The sequence below is a fragment of the Arthrobacter sp. TMN-49 genome, from assembly GCF_054511095.1.
The window spans coordinates 1-18,791 of record NZ_JBTNDH010000054.1 but is presented as its reverse complement, the minus strand read 5'-3'; the positions used below and the strand labels follow the sequence as shown (position 1 = coordinate 18,791).

20 protein-coding genes are annotated in these 18,791 nt (G+C 61.6%); 14 read left to right on the top strand and 6 right to left on the bottom strand.

Annotated elements, in window-relative coordinates; translation table 11 throughout:
- Positions 1–92: 92 nt before the first annotated feature.
- Positions 93–1,823, bottom strand: coding sequence for a glycoside hydrolase family 13 protein (locus ACX80E_RS16540; RefSeq protein WP_459303151.1), 1,731 nt, complete (start codon positions 1,821–1,823; stop codon positions 93–95).
- Positions 1,824–1,969: 146 nt separating this feature from the next.
- Between ACX80E_RS16540 and ACX80E_RS16535 the strand changes: the two genes are divergently transcribed.
- From ACX80E_RS16535 to ACX80E_RS16515, 5 genes are all read left to right on the top strand, one after another.
- Positions 1,970–3,262 carry an ABC transporter substrate-binding protein gene (locus tag ACX80E_RS16535; RefSeq protein ID WP_459303150.1) on the top strand — a complete coding sequence of 431 codons (1,293 nt, stop codon included), beginning with the start codon at positions 1,970–1,972 and terminating at the stop codon, positions 3,260–3,262.
- Between the two features lie 122 nt (positions 3,263–3,384).
- The gene (locus ACX80E_RS16530) at positions 3,385–4,416 is read left to right on the top strand and encodes a carbohydrate ABC transporter permease (protein ID WP_459303149.1); all 1,032 of its coding nucleotides are present in this window, start codon (positions 3,385–3,387) and stop codon (positions 4,414–4,416) included.
- Positions 4,413–5,303, top strand: coding sequence for a carbohydrate ABC transporter permease (locus ACX80E_RS16525; RefSeq protein WP_459303148.1), 891 nt, complete (start codon positions 4,413–4,415; stop codon positions 5,301–5,303). Before ACX80E_RS16530 ends, ACX80E_RS16525 begins: the two co-directional genes overlap by 4 nt.
- Positions 5,304–5,353: 50 nt before the next feature.
- The gene (locus ACX80E_RS16520; RefSeq protein ID WP_459303155.1) at positions 5,354–5,575 is read left to right on the top strand and encodes a hypothetical protein; all 222 of its coding nucleotides are present in this window, start codon (positions 5,354–5,356) and stop codon (positions 5,573–5,575) included.
- Between the two features lie 92 nt (positions 5,576–5,667).
- A complete protein-coding gene (locus ACX80E_RS16515; RefSeq protein ID WP_459303147.1) occupies positions 5,668–6,681 on the top strand; it encodes a LacI family DNA-binding transcriptional regulator in 1,014 nt (337 codons plus the stop codon).
- A gap of 244 nt (positions 6,682–6,925) precedes the next feature.
- Here ACX80E_RS16515 and ACX80E_RS16510 read toward each other — a convergent pair whose 3' ends face one another.
- The gene (locus ACX80E_RS16510; RefSeq protein WP_459303146.1) at positions 6,926–7,768 is read right to left on the bottom strand and encodes a hypothetical protein; all 843 of its coding nucleotides are present in this window, start codon (positions 7,766–7,768) and stop codon (positions 6,926–6,928) included.
- Positions 7,769–7,771: 3 nt separating this feature from the next.
- The gene (locus ACX80E_RS16505; protein WP_459303145.1) at positions 7,772–8,575 is read right to left on the bottom strand and encodes an exodeoxyribonuclease III; all 804 of its coding nucleotides are present in this window, start codon (positions 8,573–8,575) and stop codon (positions 7,772–7,774) included.
- Positions 8,576–9,176: 601 nt separating this feature from the next.
- Here ACX80E_RS16505 and ACX80E_RS16500 point away from each other — a divergent pair.
- From ACX80E_RS16500 to ACX80E_RS16490, 3 genes are all read left to right on the top strand, one after another.
- On the top strand, positions 9,177–10,496 hold the full coding sequence (locus ACX80E_RS16500) for a quaternary amine ABC transporter ATP-binding protein (RefSeq protein ID WP_459303144.1): 1,320 nt from the start codon (positions 9,177–9,179) through the stop codon (positions 10,494–10,496).
- Complete coding sequence (locus tag ACX80E_RS16495; protein WP_459303143.1) at positions 10,493–11,353, top strand: ABC transporter permease; 861 nt, start codon at positions 10,493–10,495, stop codon at positions 11,351–11,353. The genes ACX80E_RS16500 and ACX80E_RS16495 overlap by 4 nt, the downstream gene beginning before the upstream one ends.
- 71 nt (positions 11,354–11,424) lie before the next feature.
- A complete protein-coding gene (locus tag ACX80E_RS16490) occupies positions 11,425–12,315 on the top strand; it encodes a glycine betaine ABC transporter substrate-binding protein (protein ID WP_459303142.1) in 891 nt (296 codons plus the stop codon).
- A gap of 14 nt (positions 12,316–12,329) precedes the next feature.
- On the opposite strand, the gene nadE is transcribed toward ACX80E_RS16490, so the two are convergent.
- Positions 12,330–13,157, bottom strand: a complete 828-nt coding sequence (gene nadE / locus ACX80E_RS16485; RefSeq protein ID WP_459303141.1) for an ammonia-dependent NAD(+) synthetase — start codon at positions 13,155–13,157, stop codon at positions 12,330–12,332.
- A gap of 62 nt (positions 13,158–13,219) precedes the next feature.
- Here nadE and pyrE point away from each other — a divergent pair, with 62 nt between their 5' ends.
- Entirely contained in the window at positions 13,220–13,786 is a 567-nt protein-coding gene (pyrE, locus tag ACX80E_RS16480; protein WP_459303140.1) for an orotate phosphoribosyltransferase, read from the top strand.
- A gap of 13 nt (positions 13,787–13,799) precedes the next feature.
- Here pyrE and ACX80E_RS16475 read toward each other — a convergent pair whose 3' ends face one another.
- Entirely contained in the window at positions 13,800–14,048 is a 249-nt protein-coding gene (locus tag ACX80E_RS16475) for an SCO4226 family nickel-binding protein (protein ID WP_459303139.1), read from the bottom strand.
- Positions 14,049–14,183: 135 nt separating this feature from the next.
- Here ACX80E_RS16475 and ACX80E_RS16470 point away from each other — a divergent pair, with 135 nt between their 5' ends.
- On the top strand, positions 14,184–14,810 hold the full coding sequence (locus ACX80E_RS16470) for a thymidine kinase (protein WP_459303154.1): 627 nt from the start codon (positions 14,184–14,186) through the stop codon (positions 14,808–14,810).
- A 79-nt stretch (positions 14,811–14,889) separates the two neighbouring features.
- On the opposite strand, the gene ACX80E_RS16465 is transcribed toward ACX80E_RS16470, so the two are convergent.
- Positions 14,890–15,684 (bottom strand): HAD-IIA family hydrolase, encoded by a 795-nt coding sequence (locus ACX80E_RS16465; protein WP_459303138.1) that lies wholly within the window; start codon positions 15,682–15,684, stop codon positions 14,890–14,892.
- A gap of 191 nt (positions 15,685–15,875) precedes the next feature.
- Between ACX80E_RS16465 and ACX80E_RS16460 the strand changes: the two genes are divergently transcribed.
- The 4 genes from ACX80E_RS16460 to ACX80E_RS16445 all read left to right on the top strand — a co-directional run bounded on the left by ACX80E_RS16460 (position 15,876) and on the right by ACX80E_RS16445 (position 18,595).
- A complete protein-coding gene (locus tag ACX80E_RS16460; RefSeq protein WP_459303153.1) occupies positions 15,876–16,475 on the top strand; it encodes a TrmH family RNA methyltransferase in 600 nt (199 codons plus the stop codon).
- Positions 16,476–16,633: 158 nt separating this feature from the next.
- Positions 16,634–17,656, top strand: a complete 1,023-nt coding sequence (fbaA, locus tag ACX80E_RS16455) for a class II fructose-bisphosphate aldolase (protein WP_459303137.1) — start codon at positions 16,634–16,636, stop codon at positions 17,654–17,656.
- A gap of 1 nt (position 17,657) precedes the next feature.
- On the top strand, positions 17,658–18,083 hold the full coding sequence (locus ACX80E_RS16450; RefSeq protein ID WP_459303136.1) for a DUF3151 domain-containing protein: 426 nt from the start codon (positions 17,658–17,660) through the stop codon (positions 18,081–18,083).
- 176 nt (positions 18,084–18,259) lie between these two features.
- A complete protein-coding gene (locus ACX80E_RS16445) occupies positions 18,260–18,595 on the top strand; it encodes a hypothetical protein (RefSeq protein ID WP_459303135.1) in 336 nt (111 codons plus the stop codon).
- Positions 18,596–18,791: the final 196 nt, after the last annotated feature.

Sequence of the window (18,791 nt, the reverse complement as noted above, 5' to 3'; positions counted from 1 at the left end):
GGCGTGAAGGAACACAAAAAACAACCCAGCCCCCACCTGCCGGGGGAGGGAAACAACCCCCCGGGCCCCCCCCCCCTCCCCCCCCGCCCCTTTTACGTGGTGATCCAGACGGCCGAATTGGGTGCCAGGATTTTATCCGAAACGCCGTCCTGGCTGCTGGCCAGCACAATCCGAGCAGCCGCCGGCAGTCTCACCGGGGCAGCACCTGCATTGGCGATGGTGGTTATGGGGCCGTTGCTGAAGGCAATGATGCCCGAGGCCGGGTCGTGTTCCGGCGCCCACTGGTGTGTCCCCTCGCCGAGACGGTGTGCCGCGCGCAGCTGCAAGGCATCGCGGTACAACTCCAGCGTGGACCCTCTCGCCCCGACTTGTGCATCGGCGCCGTAGCGGGCAAAGGTGTCCGGCTGAGGCAACCAGGGGGGATTGGCTGGCCCCTGCGGGGTAGTTCCGGAGCTAAAACCGTACCCCGGCCCGGCGACCGTCCATGGCAGTGGCACCCGGCAGCCATCACGGCCACGCTCAACCCCGTTTGTCCGGAAGAATGAGGGGTCTTGACGCACGGCCGCATCCAGGGTCGTGTGTTCCGGCAGGCCAAGCTCCTCACCCTGGTACATGTACGCCGAGCCTGGCAGGGCAAGCATCAACAGTGTTGCGGCGCGCGCCCGGGCAAGGCCCAGCGCCTCATCCGGCTGTTCGTCCTCGGCGCTGATCCCCTTGGGGAACGTGGTTGGGTCGGTCAAACCAAAGCGGGAAGGGTGGCGGACGGTGTCATGGTTGGACAACACCCAGGTGGCTGGGGCGCCAACGGCGGCGTTGGCTGCCAACGAGTTCGCCACGGCCGCGGCCATGCGTTCGGCATCCCATCCCGCCAGCAGGAACTCAAAGTTAAAGGCTTGCTGCATCTCATCGGGACGGACGTAGAGGGCCAACCGTTCCGGCTGCTCAACCCACGCCTCGGCAACCAGCATGCGGTCGCCGTCGTACTCCTTCAGGACGCGGTTCCAAGCCCGGTAGATCTCATGAACACCGTCCTGGTCGAAGAACGGTGATGGCGGGTCCAGCGCCGGTTTTTGCTGGTGGGTCGGGGGCTCGGCGGTAGCTGTGGCCTTTTCGTCACCGGAGACCATGGCCGACTGCCCTTCCCAGTCCGGCAGGCCGGCGGCCTTGACCATCCCATGCGCCACATCCACCCGGAATCCGTCCACGCCGCGGTCCAGCCAGAACCGCAGCACGGATTCCATTTCGGCGCGTACCTGCGTGTTTTCCCAGTTTAGATCTGGCTGTTTTGTGTCGAAAAGGTGCAGATACCACTGGCCCGGGGCGCCGTCCTGCATGACCCGGGTCCATGCCCTGCCACCGAAAATGGAGCGCCAGTTGTTCGGCGGTTCATTGCCGTCAACACCCAAGCCGTCCCGGAACATGTACCGGTCCCGCGCTGGTGAGCCTTCGGGTGAGTTCAGCGCCTCCTGGAACCACACATGCTCGTCGGACGTGTGGTTCGGGACAAGGTCGACAATGACGCGCAGGTCCAAGCTGTGGGCCCTGCTTAACATTTCGTCAAAATCGTCTAGATCACCAAACAAGGGGTCAACGCGGCGGTAATCAGCCACATCGTACCCGGCGTCAGCTTGGGGTGAGAGGTAGAACGGCGACAACCAGACAGCGTTGACACCCAGCTCAGCCAAATACTCCAATTTCCCCGAAACACCTGAAATATCACCCATGCCATCACCGTTGCCGTCGGCAAATGAGCGCGGATATATCTGGTAGATGACGGCACTGGCCCACCAGGGCTTGGCTGAGGCATGCTGAAAATCTGTCATGGTGTTCCTCCCGAAACAAAACGGTAACGAATTGATGTAAGCGCTTGCACTATTGCATCACACCTTACTAGTGTGAGCTACACCACTCAACGAGGTGCCTTGCCTGGCAAGCCGCAGCTGAAGATTTTCACTTGAGGAGAATGAGCATGGGAACGAAGATTTCAAAGATGTACCTGCCGCTGGCGGTTGCCGCGACACTCACCCTGGCCCTATCCGCCTGTAGCGGCGGGACAGGCGGGGGGACGGGAGAAGACGGCGGAGGTGCGGCGTCACAGAACTTGGACGCCCGCGGGCCCATCACCTACGTCCAGGGCAAGGACAACTCCGAGGTAATCCGACCCCTGGTGGAAAAGTGGAATGCGGCCCACCCTGACGAGAAGGTCACGTTCAAGGAGCAGTCGGACAAGGCCGACCAGCAGCACGATGACTTGGTCCAGCGCTTCCAGGCCAAGAATGGCGACTATGACGTGGCCAGTGTTGACGTGGTGTGGACGGCTGAGTTTGCCGCCAAGGGCTGGCTGCAGCCACTGAAGGACACGATGGCCATTGACACCACCGGTTTCTTGCCGGCAACGGTGGAGGCGGCAAAGTACAAGGACACCCTGTATGCCGCGCCGCAGACCTCCGACGGCGGCATCCTGTACTACCGCAAGGACCTGGTTGCGACGCCTCCCACCACGTGGGAGGAAATGCTGGCCATGTGCCCGATCGCCAAGGAAAAGGGCATCGACTGCTACGCCGGACAGTTCGCCCAGTATGAGGGCCTGACGGTGAATGTTGCCGAGGCCATCAATACCGCCGGCGGCACCATCGTTGACAAGGACGGCAAGGCAACAGTTGACAGTGCCGAGGCAAAGGCCGGGCTGACCAACCTGGTCCAGGCGTACAAGGACGGAGACATCCCCAAGCAGGCGGTGACGTATCAGGAAGAGCAGGGCCGGACCTCCTTCCAGGACGGAAAACTGATGTTCCTGCGCAACTGGCCGTACGTGTACAACCTGGCCAAAACGGACGGCTCCTCCAAGGTCAAGGACACCTTTGGGATTGCCCCGCTGCCGGGTAAGGACGGCCCCGGCGCATCCTCTTTGGGCGGACACAGCCTGGCCATCAGTGTTGACTCCAAGTACAAGGCCACGGCCAAGGACTTCACGGCCTTCATGATCAGTGAAGAAACCCAGAAGTTCTACGCCACCCAGGGGTCCCTGGCGCCAGTGTTGGAAAGCCTGTACACCGACGCAGAGCTCGTCGCGAAGCTGCCGTACCTTCCGGTGCTGCTGACCTCCATCCAGAATGCAGTGCCGCGGCCTGTCACGCCGTTCTACCCGGCTGTAACCTTGGCCATCCAACAGAACAGCTTCGCCGCGATCAGCGGGACCAAGACTGTTGACCAGGCCATGACCGACATGCAGGCGGCCATCACGGCTGCCGGGACACAGTAACGGCAATAGTGCGCACAGCGGCGTTCCCGGTGGTGGACACCCAGCCCGGGAACGCCGCTGTGGGGACCTTCGCATCACCGCTCGCGTGATGCCACACAGAGTCGTGGTGAAAGGAAAGACGTATGTCTGCACAGCTTGATCCGGGGGCACTGCCCGGTCGAAAGACAGCCCGGAAGCGTGGTGAGAACAAGGAAGTTGGTGCGGACCGCAAGGAAAAGACGCAGGGGCGTGCAGCAGCGCTGCTGGTTGCGCCCACTCTGATCGTGCTGGCCATCGTCATCTTGTACCCGGTGATCAACGCCATCTACATGTCCTTCCAACAGGATGAGGGTCTTGACCCGGTGACAGGAAGTTTTGTGGCCGGAGGATTCGCCGGCTTTGCCAACTACATCCACTGGCTGTTCCAACAGTGTGAGACCCCCACGGGGGCGGCCAGCTGCCCGCCCGGAACATTGGGTGCCCAGTTCTGGAGTGCCACCGGCGTCACGTTCTACTTCACCGCCGTGACGGTGTTCTTTGAGACCATCCTGGGTTTTTGGATGGCAGTCATCATGGCCCGCACCTTCCGTGGCCGCACAGTGCTGCGGGCAGCAGTGCTGGTGCCGTGGGCCATCCCCACAGCCGTCACCGCCAAGCTGTGGTTCTTCATTTTTGCTTTTGACGGCATCGTGAACACAGTGCTCCACACCGACATCCTGTGGACCGGCAGCCAGGGCCCCTCACAGGCGGCCATCATCATTGCCGACGTCTGGAAGACCACCCCGTTCATGGCGCTGCTCATCCTGGCCGGCCTGCAAATGATCCCGGCCGAGGTTTATGAGGCGGCCAAGGTCGACGGCGCCTCCGCGTGGCAGCGCTTCCGCCTCATCACCTTGCCGCTGGTCAAACCGGCGCTCATGGTGGCTATCTTGTTCCGCGTCCTGGACGCGTTGCGCATGTACGACCTGCCCGCCATCATGACCGGCGGCGCCAACGGGACCACCACACTGTCCATTCTGGTGGTCAACCAGATTCGCGTCGGCTTCAACTCCGCCGCGGCCCTGTCCACCATCACCTTCCTGATCATCTTCATCGTGGCGTTCATCTTTGTGCGGTTCCTCGGGGCCAATGCCGTTGAGTCCGCCAGCGGTGGGGCAAAGGGGAAATTGAAATGAGCACCACAACCTCCTCCGTGACGGCGCACACCGCCGCAGCAAAGTCGGTGGCCCGCCGTCGGGAAAACTGGGCAAGCCTCCGCACGTACCTCAGTGCCGCGGTCATCGTCATCTGGTGCCTTCTGCCGGTTTACTGGATGATCGTCACAGCCTTCCGCGACGTCGGCTACACCTACGACTCGACACCGTTCTTCACCCACGTCACCCTGGACAACTTCAAGACAGCCTTTTCCTCAGCGTTGGGCAACCACCTGGACCGGGCGCTGCTGAACTCGCTGTTCATTGCCAGTGTCACCACCTTGGTGGCGTTGATCTTTGGTGTCTTCGCCGCGTACGCGCTGGCGCGGCTGACCTTCCGCGGCAAGTTCCTGGTGCTTGGCGTGATCCTCGGGGCATCCATGTTCCCCGGGGTTGCCATTGTGACCCCGCTGTTCCAGCTATTTGGCAACATTGGCTGGATCGGCACCTATCAGGCGCTGATCATTCCGAACATCTCGTTCGTGCTTCCCTTGACCGTGTACACGCTGACGTCGTTCTTCCGGGAAATGCCCTGGGAGTTGGAGGAAGCGGCCCGCATTGATGGTTGCACCCAGGGCCAGGCGTTCCGCAGGATCATCATGCCACTGGCGGCCCCGGCGGTGTTCACCACGGCGATTCTGGCCTTCATTGCGGCCTGGGGCGAGTACTTGATTGCCAGCATTCTCTCCAACGACGCAACACAGACAGTCACTGTCGCCATCGCACGTTTTGCCGGTTCCCAGCCACACCAGGAACCGTACACGGCAGTCATGGCGGCGGGCACCGTGGTCACCATTCCGCTGGTCATCTTGGTGCTGATCTTCCAGCGCAAGATCGTTGCGGGACTGACCGCCGGGGCGGTGAAGTAACCGTGGGACGAAATGCCGCGAAGCCACCGGAGCAACCCGATGGCCTACACATCCCCACCTCCAAGCAAAAGAGCGGTGAAGACTTCGACATCATCATCGGCTTTCTCGGCTTCTGGGCGGTAGTGCTCTTCGGGGTGACTGTCTGGCTGGAGATCACGGGCCAGCCCGCCCTCATGTGGGCGCTAGGATTGTTGCTGGTCTGTCTGGGGCTGCTGGGAATGATCCGGCTGCGCAGGAAACTGCCGGCCCGGCGGGGCAGGCGGCCGCGGTAGCTCTAGGCCGGGTGCCACCTCCATCATTTGCCACAACAGGTGGCCACCCGGCACACGTGGCAACAGTTCGGGGAAACGAGAAAGGACGGGCCATGAGGGTCAGCATTGACGACGTTGCCGCGCGAGCAGAAGTCTCCACCGCAACTGTCTCACGAGCCCTGAGGGGTCTTCCCAACGTCAACCCGACCACTCGGGAACGTGTGCTGGCGGTGGCCCAGGAAATGGGCTACGTGCCATCCCCGTCGGCCACGAGATTGGCCACGGGGCGGACCAGAACCGTGGGAGTGCTGGTTCCGTTCATTGACCGCTGGTACTTTGCGGCGGCGCTGGAAGGGATCGACCAGGAACTGCGCGAGCACGGCTATAACCTGCTGCTGTTCAGCCTTGGCGGATATATGCACGGCCAACAGCGCCGGTTTACCGAACAGATGGTGCGTAAACAAATCGACGCGCTGGTGGTGCTTTGCCTGGGACTGTCCGCCACGGAACTTCAAGAGCTCCAGCGAACGAACATTCCCATGATCTCTGTTGGCGGTCCTGTTCAGGGTTGTCGGGGCGTGCACATGGATGACACGGCCGCGGCCACCGCGGCCACCCAACACCTGATCGACCTTGGCCACCGGAGAATAGGCCATCTGCGCGGGGGGATCAATGACGAGAAGAACTTTGTGGTTCCGGCCCTGCGCTCGCAAGCTTTCGAGGACACCATGCGCCGCGCGGGGTTGGAGGTGCGCCCGGCATGGAACATTGCCGGGGATTACACAGTTGGTGAGGGAGTGGCAGCCGCGGCCCGGCTTTTTGACCTGCCCGGGGAGCGCCCCACAGCCGTCTTTTGCGGCTCGGACGAGATGGCGCTCGGACTGATGTTTGAGGCCCGGCGGCGCGGCATCCGGATCCCGGAGGACCTGTCGGTGATCGGGATCGACGACCATGACTTCTCGGCACCGGCAGGGCTGTCCACGATTGCTCAAAAACCCGTGGAGCACGGGCTTCTGGCCGCACAAATGTTGCTGGCCGAGCTTGACGGAAAGACCGGCGCCATCCAGGAGGAGCGTATGCCGTTTACGCTAATCCAGCGAGAATCCACCACGCCGCCGCAGCTTTGACGGGGCGTGGGTGGGCCCACGCGGTGCGAGGGTTCCCTGGCCGAGCGAAGCGGTTTGACAGGACGTGGGTGGGCCCACGCGGCCGAGGGTTCCCTGGCCGAGCGAAGCGGTTTGACGGGACGTGGGTGGGCCCACGCGGCCGAGGGTTCCCTGGCCGAGCGAAGCGGTTTGACGGGACGCGGGTGGGCCCACGCGGCCGAGGGTTCCCTAGCCGAGCGAAGCGAGGTTAGGGAGGACGTGGGGACTAGTTGGCCCGGGCCAACTGTCGGATGGGCATCCACCGGTTGCTCAGCCTGCGGTAGGCAGCAGCGGCGGCCGTGAAGTCGCCGTCGGCCAGGCATTGCAGACCCATGTGCACATCCGCGGGTGATTCGTCGGGATGCAGCCGGTTGGCCAGGGGGCCATAGTCCAGCTCCACCACGCCCGCCTCGTTGAAAGTGGACAACCAGTTGTTGAGGTCCTCGAGCTCGCCGAAAAGCTCAAGGTCGGGGGCCATGGTGGCCAGCATTCGCAGAGTCCTTTGTGCCCGGGCCGTAGCTATCCGTAGCGGCACTTGAGCCCGCACAGTCAAAATCCGTCCCTTGGATTCCACCACTTCCATGCGGTCACTGGCGTAGACCAGCACGAACCAACTAAACGGCACGCCCCAGGTGGATGTGCGGGTTTGCAGCGGCATTTCCAATAGCGGAGTGGCCGTGGCGGCCCCCAACTTTTCCGCCCACTCATCTTGGGACAGTAGCAGCGTGGCCAGCTGGGACATGGTTCCGCTCAGCAGCTCGGCGGCACCCGCGACGGATCTGGCGACCACCTGGTTGGGCGCGTAAAGCAGCGGTTCGCCATCGCTCATGGTGAGGACTCGCACCCGCTCTCCGGCCGCCGTCGGGAGTGGATTGGGGCGGGTGCGGCTCACGCGGCCCAGCGAATCGGCCAGTTCGGCGGCATCGACACTGACGGCGTTTTGTGCGGCGTCCAAGTGTTCGCTCAGATAGTCGAACTCGGCTGCTGTGTACGCCTCACGCGGCAGATACACGCGCAAGGTGGAGACGAAGGGGAGCTGCACCCCGCCCAAGTACAAGCCCGCCACCATGGTTTAGTCCAGCTCCACAATGACCGGGGCATGATCCGAGGCGCCCTTGCCTTTGCGTTCCTCACGGTCAATTTCGGCCGCCCTGACACGGGCTGCCAGCGCCGAGGAAGCCAGCACAAAATCAATGCGCATGCCCTCACGTTTGGGGAAACGCAACTGGGTGTAGTCCCAGTAGGTGTAGACGCCGGGGCCCGGGTTCAAGGGGCGGACGACGTCGGCAAAACCTGCCGCTTCAAAGGCGGCGAACGCTGCGCGCTCGGGTTCGCTGACGTGAGTCAGGCCCTGAGTGCGGAAGAAGTCGATGTCCCACACGTCGTCGTCCTGGGGGGCAATGTTCCAGTCGCCCATGAGCGCAATCTGGGCGTTGGGGTCTTGGGCGAGCCAGTCCGTGGCCTGGTTCTTGAGCTCATCGAGCCACTGAAGTTTGTACGGCATGTGCTCGTCATCCAGGGCTCGGCCATTCGGGACGTACAGGCTCCAAATGCGAACGCCGTTGCACGTCGCGGCGATGGCACGGGCCTCCTGGACGGGATCCTTGCCGGCCTTGCCAAAGGCGGGTTGGTTCACGAAGGTGCGTTCAACATCCTCCAAACCCACGCGGGAGGCTATGGCCACGCCGTTCCACTGGCTGAAGCCAAAGTGGGCCACCTCGTAGCCGTTGTTCTCAAAAAGTTCCCAGGGGAAGTTCTCGTCCTTGCACTTGGTTTCTTGGATGGCCAGCACGTCCGCGTCTGTGCGACGCAGCCACTCCTCCACGCGGTCGGCACGGGCACGCAACGAGTTCACATTCCAGGTAGCAATCTTCACGTCTCCAAGCTATCAAGTAAACCCGGCCACAAGGCCCGCACGGGCGTAACGGCAACGCGCCACCGCGGCAGGCCAGTGCGGGCCAAGGGGCCCAAAAGTGGGCGAAGACACCAGCCCCGGCTAGTCACAATTCAAATAAGTCACCTAAGGTCACAAAGTCATAACGCTTCCCTCGCCCTGCCAGAGCGGGAGGATGGCAGCATTGGTGGGCGTTTTGGGTCCCAAAGCTGTGACTATTACGCTGGTAGTGAAAGTGTCTTTGTTAGCGTTGAAGGTGAACCAGTACGCCGACAAGCCTGCGGGCAGCTGCTCGCACCTTCGCGATGTGCTTCAAAAGTAACCGTGAACAGTGATGCAGCCAGACTCAGGCGCTCGAACTTGCGGTAGGGATATCTTCCCTTGCTCCGCACAATGAATGTGGAACCGTCGTTCCTTGCTGCTCCGGACGGAGTGTGCGGGGAAGCGAAGAGTTTGACGCGAAGCATCGCCTGCAGCACGAGAACACCAATTGCGGCGCAGAAACCAGCGAAGGCGAGCGAAAGCTGAGACCTTCGCGGCGGCGCGCTGCGTAGATGGGTACTACGTGTCCGAAGCAACACTTATGGCAAGTAAACAAGAAACAACAACACAGGGCGGCACCGAGACGGAAAACGCCCTGAGCGTGCGCAATGTCTACAAAGTGTTCGGCAAACGACCTGCCGAGCTCATCAAACGCCTGAAGGCGGGCAAGAAGCGTGAAGAGCTCACGGCGCTGGGCACAGCAGCCGTCATTGACGCGAGCTTTGACGTCAAAAAAGGCGAGATTTTCGTGGTCATGGGCCTTTCCGGATCCGGAAAATCCACCCTCATCCGCACACTGAACGGGCTGTGGGCACCCACACAGGGTTCGGTGGTGGTTGGTGGAACAGACATTTCCACCGTCAGTGACAAGGAACTACGCAAGGTTCGCCAGGAGAAGATTTCCATGGTCTTCCAGCACTTCGCCTTGCTCCCGCACCGTACAGTGCTGGAAAACGCCGCCTACGCGCTGGAAATTCAGGGCGTTGCGAAGGTCGAACGCACGGCCCGCGCCGAAAAAGTGCTGTCCATGGTGGGGCTGGGTGGATGGGGCGAAAAATACCCCTCCGAGCTCTCCGGCGGCATGCAGCAGCGCGTGGGCCTGGCCCGCGCCCTGTGTGCCGAGACGGACATCCTGCTCATGGACGAGGCATTTTCTGCCCTTGACCCGCTGATTAGGCGCGAAATGCAAGAACAGCTGGTGGTGTTGCAGGCGGAGCTTGACAAGACCATCGTCTTTATCACCCACGACCTCAACGAGGCCATGTTCCTTGGCGATCGGATAGCTGTCATGCGTGACGGTGAGATTGTGCAGATCGGCACACCGGATGAAATTCTGACCAACCCGGCCAACGACTATGTTGCCCAGTTCGTGCAGGATGTGGACAGGACCCGCGTGCTGACTGCCGGTGCCGTCATGGAACCCCCGTTGGCTGTTGTCACCATTTCCGGCGGTCCCCGCAACGCCCTGCGGACCATGCGTGACCTGCAAGTTTCGGCCGCATTCGTGGTGGACCGGCGCCGCCATTACCAGGGGATTGTCCGTGACCGTGACGTGATGACCCAAGTGGAAAAGCGTGCCACCGATTTGGCGGCCGTGGTGCGTGACGGCATTGCACCGGTCAGCCCGGATACCGCGCTCAATGACTTGTTTGGCCGCGCCGTGGAGAGCCCCATCCCCTTGCCGGTGGTGGACGCCGATGGCCGTCTCGTGGGCGCCTTGCCCCGGGTGACGCTGCTGGCAGCGTTGGGCAATGTGCCCGCTACAACGTCCGAATTCCCCGTGGTTGAGGTGGCTGTTGCGCCCATCCCGGAACAAATGGTGACGGCCGCTTTGGCTCAGAGTGAAGGAGCAACATTGTGACCCCGGATTTTAGAATTCCCCTGGGCGACTGGGTTGAAATTGGCCTGGACTGGATAACAACGTCCTTCGACGCGTTTTTCAAGTTCATCCGCACGGTGTTTGTTAGCGCCTACGACGAGCTTGACTGGCTACTGAATGCGCCGCCCTTCTGGGTAGTCATCCTTATTTTTGCCGCCATCGCCTGGTGGGCCAGCAGTTGGAAACTTGGTGTTGGCACCGTTGTGGGCTTCGCCGTGATTGTTGGCGTGGACCAGTGGGAGAACGCCATGGACTCCCTTGCCCTGGTCATTATTGCCACAGTGGTGGCGGTGGCTATCAGTATTCCCTTAGGTATTTGGGCGGCCAGTTCCTCACGGGTTTCGACAATTATCAGGCCCATCATGGACTTCATGCAGACCATGCCCGCCATGGTCTATTTGATCCCCGCGCTGGTCATGTTCCGGGTGGGTGTTGTCCCGGGCATTGTGGCCACGATCGTCTTTTCCATGGCACCGGGCGTCAGGTTTACCGAACTGGGAATCCGTGGCGTGGACAAGGAAGTGGTTGAGGCCGGGCATGCCTTCGGCTCAAGCCCGGGCCGGATTCTGCGCCAAATCCAGCTTCCCCTGGCCCGGCCCACCATCATGGCCGGTATCAACCAGGTCATCATGCTTTCGCTGTCCATGGTGGTCATCGCCGGCATGGTCGGCGCCGGCGGATTGGGCGGCGACGTCGTCGCCAGCCTGAGCCGCATCGACGCGGGCCTGGGCTTCGAAGCCGGCATCGCCGTCGTCATTTTGGCCATCTTCCTCGACCGGGTCACGGCCAGCCTCGGCAAGACCACGAGCAAGACCCGCTCCAGCGTTAAAGCCGCCTAACCGCGGCCACCCAGGCTACACAAACCAATCGCGGCTGCTCAATTCTGCGCTGCCATAGAAAGGAATGAACAATGAACAAGAAAATTATGGGGTTCGCCGCTATCGCGGCAACACTTGCACTGGGCCTGAGCGCGTGCGGCGCGGGCGCCAAGGCTGCCACCGTGGAGAACGGTGACAAGAAGGACGTCTCCATCGCCGTGTTCAACGGCTGGGATGAAGGCATCGCCGCGTCCGAGCTGTGGAAAGTGATTCTGGATAAGAAGGGATACGACGTCACCTTGGAAAGCGCCGACGTCGCACCCGTCTTCTCCGGTCTCTCCACCGGCGACTACGACCTGACGCTGGACACCTGGCTGCCTGTCACCCACAAGACGCTGCTCGATAAGTACGGCAAGGACATCGCTGAGCTGGGTCAGTGGAACGACGAGGCAGCCCTGACCATCGCCGTGAACAAGGACGCCCCCATCGACTCTCTCGATGAACTGGCGGCCAACGCGGACAAGTTTGGCAACAAAATCATCGGCATTGAGCCCGGCGCGGGCTTGACCGAGGTCACCACCAAAGAAGTGATTCCGGGCTATGGTCTGGACAAGATGGAGTACGTCACCTCATCCACACCAGCCATGCTCTCGGAGCTGAAGACGGCCACCAGCAAGGGCGAGAACATTGTTGTCACCCTGTGGCGCCCGCACTGGGCCTACGACGCGTTCCCCGTGAAGGACTTGAAGGACCCCAAGGGTGCCCTGGGCAAGGCCGAGGGCATCTACGGCTACTCCCGCCTGGACTTCGACACGGACTACCCCACTCTTGATAAGTGGCTGAAGAACTTCAAGATGGATTCGAAGAAGCTGTACTCGCTGGAAAACGCCATGTTCAACGGGGCAGAAACCAAGGATTACACGCCGATCATTGAGAAGTGGATCAGCGAAAACCAGGACTACGTTGACTCACTGACCGCTTAGCGGCCAATTGCCTGTCACTGCCGCTTCCACCAGGAGTCGAGAAGTGTCACAGGCGTAGTCCGCTTGTGACGGGACTGCACGAAGCGGCGTTCGATTGATTCGGCGGCTGCCTCGGGGATGTTTTTTCCTTCGAGGTAGTCGTCGATTTCGTCGTAGCGGATGCCCAGCTCGTCCTCGTCGGTACGGCCCGGGTGGTTATCCAGCAGGTCGGCGGTGGGAACCTTGTTGTACAGCTGTTCCGGAGCGCCCAACTCTTCCAACAAGGCCCGATTCTGGCGCTTGTTCAGGGTGAACAGCGGCAGGATGTCCGCCCCGCCGTCGCCAAACTTTGTGAAGAACCCTGTGACTGATTCCGCCGCATGGTCCGTGCCGATGACCAGCAGGTTGTCGTGGCCGGCCAAAGCGTATTGGGCGATCATGCGGGCGCGGGCCTTGATGTTGCCTTTGTTGAAATCCGAGACGTCGTTGGCAGCAGACTTGGCGAACTCCGCCTCAAAACCGTCCACGGCCGGGGCAATACTAAACGTCTTCGTCGTCTTGGCGTTGATGAACTCCAAGGCGTCCTGCGCGTCGGCTTCATCGTGTTGGACACCGTAGGGCAGCCGCACGGCAATGAAGGCGGCCTCGATGCCTTCCGCAGCCAGCTCCTCAATGGCCAATTGCGCCAAGCGGCCGGCCAAGGTGGAATCTAAACCGCCGCTGATGCCCAACACAAAACCCTTCGTGCCCGTGGCTTTGAGGTAGTCCTTCAAGAATTGAACCCGGCGTGCAATTTCCACAGCGGGTTCAATCCGTGCCTGGACGCCGAGTTCGCTAATGATCTGTGCCTGTAATTCGCGCATGTGACTAGAGTATCGTGCGCGCATTTCGGCTGTGTTGCGTGCACCCAATTAGAATGAAACCCATGACCTCAACTCTTGCTGCTGACCGCGCCCGCCTGCTCGAACTCGTCAAGGAACTGGCCGTAGTTCACGGCAAAGTGATCTTGTCCTCAGGTAAGGAAGCCGATTACTACATCGACCTGCGCCGCATCACCCTCCACCACGAGGCTTCCCGCTTGGCGGGCCGCGTCATGCTGGCCTTGCTTGACGACGCCGGGATCGAGTTTGAGACGGCCGGCGGCTTGACCATGGGTGCCGACCCCGTCGGAACAGCCCTTATGCACGCTGCCGGCGACGCTGGCCGCGCCATTGACGCCTTCGTGGTCCGCAAGGCCCAGAAGTCCTATGGCATGGGCCGCCAGGTTGAAGGACCCGGTGTTGACGGGCGCAACGTGGTAGTTCTCGAAGACACCTCCACCACGGGCGGCTCCGCCCTGACAGCTGTTGAAGGCGTGCGCAAGGCAGGCGGCAACATCACCGCCGTCGCCGTCATCGTTGACCGCGACACGGGCGCCAAGGAACGCATCGAAGCCGAAGCGGGCGTCCCGTACCTGTTTGTGTTCGGCAAGGACGAGCTCGGCCTAGACTAACCGGCAACCGCTGTCAGACCGCCAGGGTGATCTTGTGGATCTCGTCGGCTGCGTGGCCGGTGCGCTCGTGGACACGCAGTACGGCATCCGCCGACGGCGCCTCCGATAAGCAGAAAACCTTCCCCGTCTCGGGGTCAGCCCACGCATTCTTGAAGATCACGTTTTCCTCGCCCTGTGCTTCGAGGTCGGCCTCATGGGCTGCCTTCAGGGCCTCCGCGGTGATGCCCTTCATATGATTGTGGACGTCCATGAACTCAGGCATGGCACACTTCCTTCGTAGTGGTGGTTCCCACGGGCGGTTGCTGATTGTCTAACTATATGGTCGGGACGGGCCCGGGTCTAGAAGTACGGCACCGTAACTTCCGCCCAAGAGCGGGAAATGATGAAAGGATCCACGTTGGCCAAGCTTTACTTCCGTTATGGCGCCATGAACTCGGGCAAGTCCACGGGGCTGTTGCAGGTGGCGTTCAACTATGAGGAACGCGGCCAGCGGGTCCTGCTTGCCAAACCAGGCATCGACACCAAGGGTGCCGGGGAGGTCGTGTCTCGGCTTGGCATGTCCCGTGACGTGGACTTCCTGCTCCAGCCCGAAGACGATGCCCGCGCCGTATTCGCTGTCCATGCTGCCGGGGATGATCCCAATGCGCTGCTCGAGCATGTGCAACTGGCGCCGGTGGCGTGCCTGCTCATTGACGAGGCCCAATTCCTCACCCCGCAACAGGTCGATGACCTGTTCAAGATTGCCGTGGAAGACGGAGTGCCTGTCATTGCCTACGGCATCCGCACGGATTTCAAGACCCGGGCCTTCCCGGGCGCGGCGCGCCTTTTTGAGATTGCGCATGCCCTGGAAGAGCTGAAGACCATCTGCCGCTGCGGCCGCAAGGCCATCTTCAACACCCGCCGCGTGGGTCAGGACGTGGTATTCGACGGCGAGCAGGTGGCCATTGACGGTGCCGACGTTTGGTACGAGTCGCTCTGCGGAAAGTGCTATCTGGAAGTGTCCGGCGGCATGTTTCCGAGCTAAAGAAAATCGAACGTACAGTTGATGCCGATATTGAGCCGCAACATCGGCATCAACTGTACGTTCGGCGGGGAATGCCGGGCTAAATCTCCGGGATTAGATCCGCCACAGAGTTCAACACCTGGTCCGGACGGAACGGGTACGCGTCAATGTCCTCCGGCTGGGTGATGCCGGTCAGCACCAGAACCGTATGCAGACCTGCCTCCATGCCCGCGATAATGTCCGTGTCCATGCGGTCACCGATCATGGCAGTGGTTTCCGAATGGGCCTCAATCCTGTTCATGGCCGAGCGGAACATCATCGGGTTGGGCTTGCCCACAATGTACGGTTCGCGGCCTGTCGCCTTGGAGATTAAGGCAGCAACAGCGCCCGTGGCAGGCAGCGGCCCCTCACTCGAGGGGCCGGTGGCATCCGGGTTGGTGGCGATGAACCGCGCACCATTGCCAATGAGCCGGATGGCCTGGGTGATGGCCTCGAAGGAATAGCTGCGGGTCTCGCCCAACACCACATAGTCCGGGTTCTGGTCGGTGAGAATGTAGCCCGCCTCATGCAATGCCGTGGTCAAGCCCGCCTCACCAATCACGAAAGCGCGCCCGTGCGGCATCTGGGACTTCAGGAACTGGGCGGTTGCCAGTGCCGAGGTCCACAGGTTCTCTTCGGGCACCTCAAGGCCGGAGGCTTTCAGCCGGGCGGCCAAGTCGCGTGGAGTGAAAATGGAGTTGTTGGTCAGCACCAAAAAGCGCTTGGACGTGTCCACCCAACGCCCGATCAGCTCGGCCGCACCGGGGACTGCCTTGTTTTCATGGACCAGCACGCCGTCCATGTCTGTGAGCCAGCATTCGATGTCGGCGGGCTGGCGGTTCTGCGGCTTGCTCATGGTTCCTCCTGATGGGACCGGATGTATCTAGCACCAGTCTTGCAGATCCGCCCGAGTGACGGGGAATGCGGCAGCGATGCAGCGGCTAAAGTTAACCGGTGAGTAATTCCAGCGACACCACTTCCCCGGCACCCCAGACTGCAGCTGCCACAGACGCGCCCGAATATGTTGAACCGCACCATGAGGTCGGTGTGGGGCCGTGGGAAGGCGAATTGCCGCAGGGTCACCACTGGGACCCGGAACTGTTGGCCCAGGGTGACCGCCGCAACGTGCTGGATCAGTACAGGTACTGGACCATGGAGGCCATCGTTGCCGAGTTGGATACCCGCCGCCACGACTTCCACGTCGCCATTGAAAACTGGCAGCATGACATGAACATCGGCACTGTGGTGCGCACAGCCAATGCGTTCCTGGCCAAGGAAGTGCACATTATTGGCCGACGGCGCTGGAACAAGCGCGGCGCCATGGTCACCGACAGGTACCAGCACGTCCGCCACCACCCCACGGTTGACGACTTTGTGGCGTGGGCGAAGGATGAGGGGCTGGCCATCATCGGCATCGACATTTTTCCGGACTCGGAAAAACTGGAAACCTACGAGCTTCCGCGGAACTGTGTTTTGGTGTTCGGCCAGGAAGGTCCCGGGCTGAGCGAGGAAGTCCATGCGGCGGCTCAAACCACACTGTCCATTGAACAGTTTGGCTCAACACGCTCCATCAACGCAGCTTCCGCGGCAGGCATCGCCATGCACGCATGGGTGCGCCGTCACGTCTTCAGCCAGCACGTCTCCTAGGCGGGCGGGCCGGCGTCGGACGGCAAGAATGTCCATAAGCCGGGCGGTAACTTCATCTTCTTCGACACTGTGAGCGCTATCGCTAAGATGGAAGTAGCCATGCGGGAGGCTGACCTGTTGTCAGCCTCTTAGTACCGTTCAGCCCATAGGAGCTCTCAATGCCCATTGCAACACCGGACAAGTATGCCGAAATGATCGACCGCGCCAAGGCTGGCGGCTTCGCCTACCCGGCGGTCAACGTGACGTCATCTCAGACGCTCAATGCAACGCTGCAGGGCTTCGCCGACGCCGGAACTGACGGCATCATCCAGGTTTCCACAGGTGGCGCCGCCTACTGGTCCGGCGCCAGCGTCAAGGACATGGTTACCGGCTCCTTGGGCTTCGCCGCGTTCGCACGCGAGGTTGCCAAGAACTACCCGATCAATGTGGCTCTGCACACGGACCACTGCCCCAAGGACAAGCTGGATGGTTTTGTGCTGCCCCTGTTGGAAGCTTCCGAGCGTGAAGTAGCCGCCGGCCGCGACCCCATCTTCAACTCCCACATGTGGGACGGTTCCGCCGAAACCCTCGAAGAGAACTTGCGCATTGGCCGTGAACTTCTGGCCCGCACCCACGCAGCCAAGATGATCCTTGAGGTTGAGATTGGTGCTGTTGGCGGCGAGGAAGACGGCGTGGAAAACGCCATCAATGACAAGCTGTACTCCACCATTGCAGACGGCCTGGCCACTGTTGAAGCACTGGGCTCCGGCGAGAACGGCCGCTACATCACGGCACTGACCTTCGGCAACGTGCACGGCGTTTACAAGGCCGGCAACGTGAAACTGCGCCCGGAGATCCTTAAGGAAATCCAGGCAGCCGTCGGTGCCAAGATTGGCAAGGAAAACCCCTTCGACTTGGTCTTCCACGGCGGCTCAGGCTCCTCCGACCAGGAAATTGCTGACGCCGTTGCCTACGGTGTTATCAAGATGAACATCGACACCGACACCCAATACGCGTACACCCGCCCGGTGGTGGACCACATGTTTAGCAACTACTCAGGCGTTTTGAAGGTTGACGGCGAAGTGGGCAGCAAGAAGCTCTACGATCCCCGCGTCTGGGGCGCCTCGGCCGAAAAGGGTCTGGCAGCACGCGTCGTTGAAGCTGCCTCGCAGCTTGGCTCCGCCGGCAAGACGTTCAAGTAATATGAGCGACGAATTCCGCCGGAACCTCCTTGGTCCGGAGCCCACATTGCTCCCGGTCGAGGACGACATCCAGGCACGGTTGGATGCGGGGGATGAGGCAGTGGATTTGGCTGCCGCCAATCCCACGTCCTCGCTCTTGTGGGCGATCCTGGCCGATGAGGCATATGCAGAAGGCCGGACCATTGAGTCCTACGCCTACGCCCGCACCGGCTACCACCGCGGCCTGGACGCGCTGCGTCGCAACGGCTGGCGCGGAACAGGCCCTGTGCCGTATGCGCACGAGGGAAACCGTGGTTTCCTGCGTGCGCTGTACGCCCTGGGCCGTGCTGCAGGTGCCATCGGCGAATCCGACGAGGCTGCACGCATTGCCACGTTCCTGAACGACTCCGATCCCGTGGCGACAGCCGCGATCGAGGCCGCACTCTAGTCCCCACCGGTTCCCTAACCTCGTTCCTCGGCCAGGGAACCCTGCCGGCGGGGGACCAGCAAGAAATGCCACCGGCCCCATTTATGCCACCGACATCCCGGTGACAAAAGCGGGGTCGGTGGCATTTTTCATTCGCCGGTCTCGACGCAGGGCGCCCGGTCGGGCATGATGCGGGTATGGAGAAACTTGTGCCGTCCCAGAAAACGTTGACTGCGTTTGAGGGGCTTGCAGCAGATGCCGCCAACGCCGGTGTCACCGTGGGAAAAATGTTTGGTGCCACCTCATTGATGGTGGGCAGCAAGGCCATCGGCTGCCTCCACGGCGACGGAGTCGCGTTCAAACTGGGCCGCGAATCGGCCGCGCACGCCTCCGCCATGGCACTTCCGGGTGCGGAACTTTTTGATCCCTCAGGCATGGGCCGCCCCTTTAAGGATTGGGTGCTGGTGCCGCGGGGTTCAGCCGATCAGTGGTTGCCACTGGCTGAGGTGGCCCTCGCCGCGCTCAAAGGCTAACTTGGCATGTCTGTGCCGACCGGCCGTGTGTGAAACGATCCAGCCAAGCAGCAACTGGCCCGCAGAAAACGCCCAAGAATGGCCCAAAAGAGGCTGTTGCTTTTCGGTTTGACGGCTTGCCTTGTGTGAATGTGGTCGGCGGCAGCGGGCTGTCGTTTGCGGGTTCGGCGTTGTAGGCCCGTGTTGAAGGGCCGTA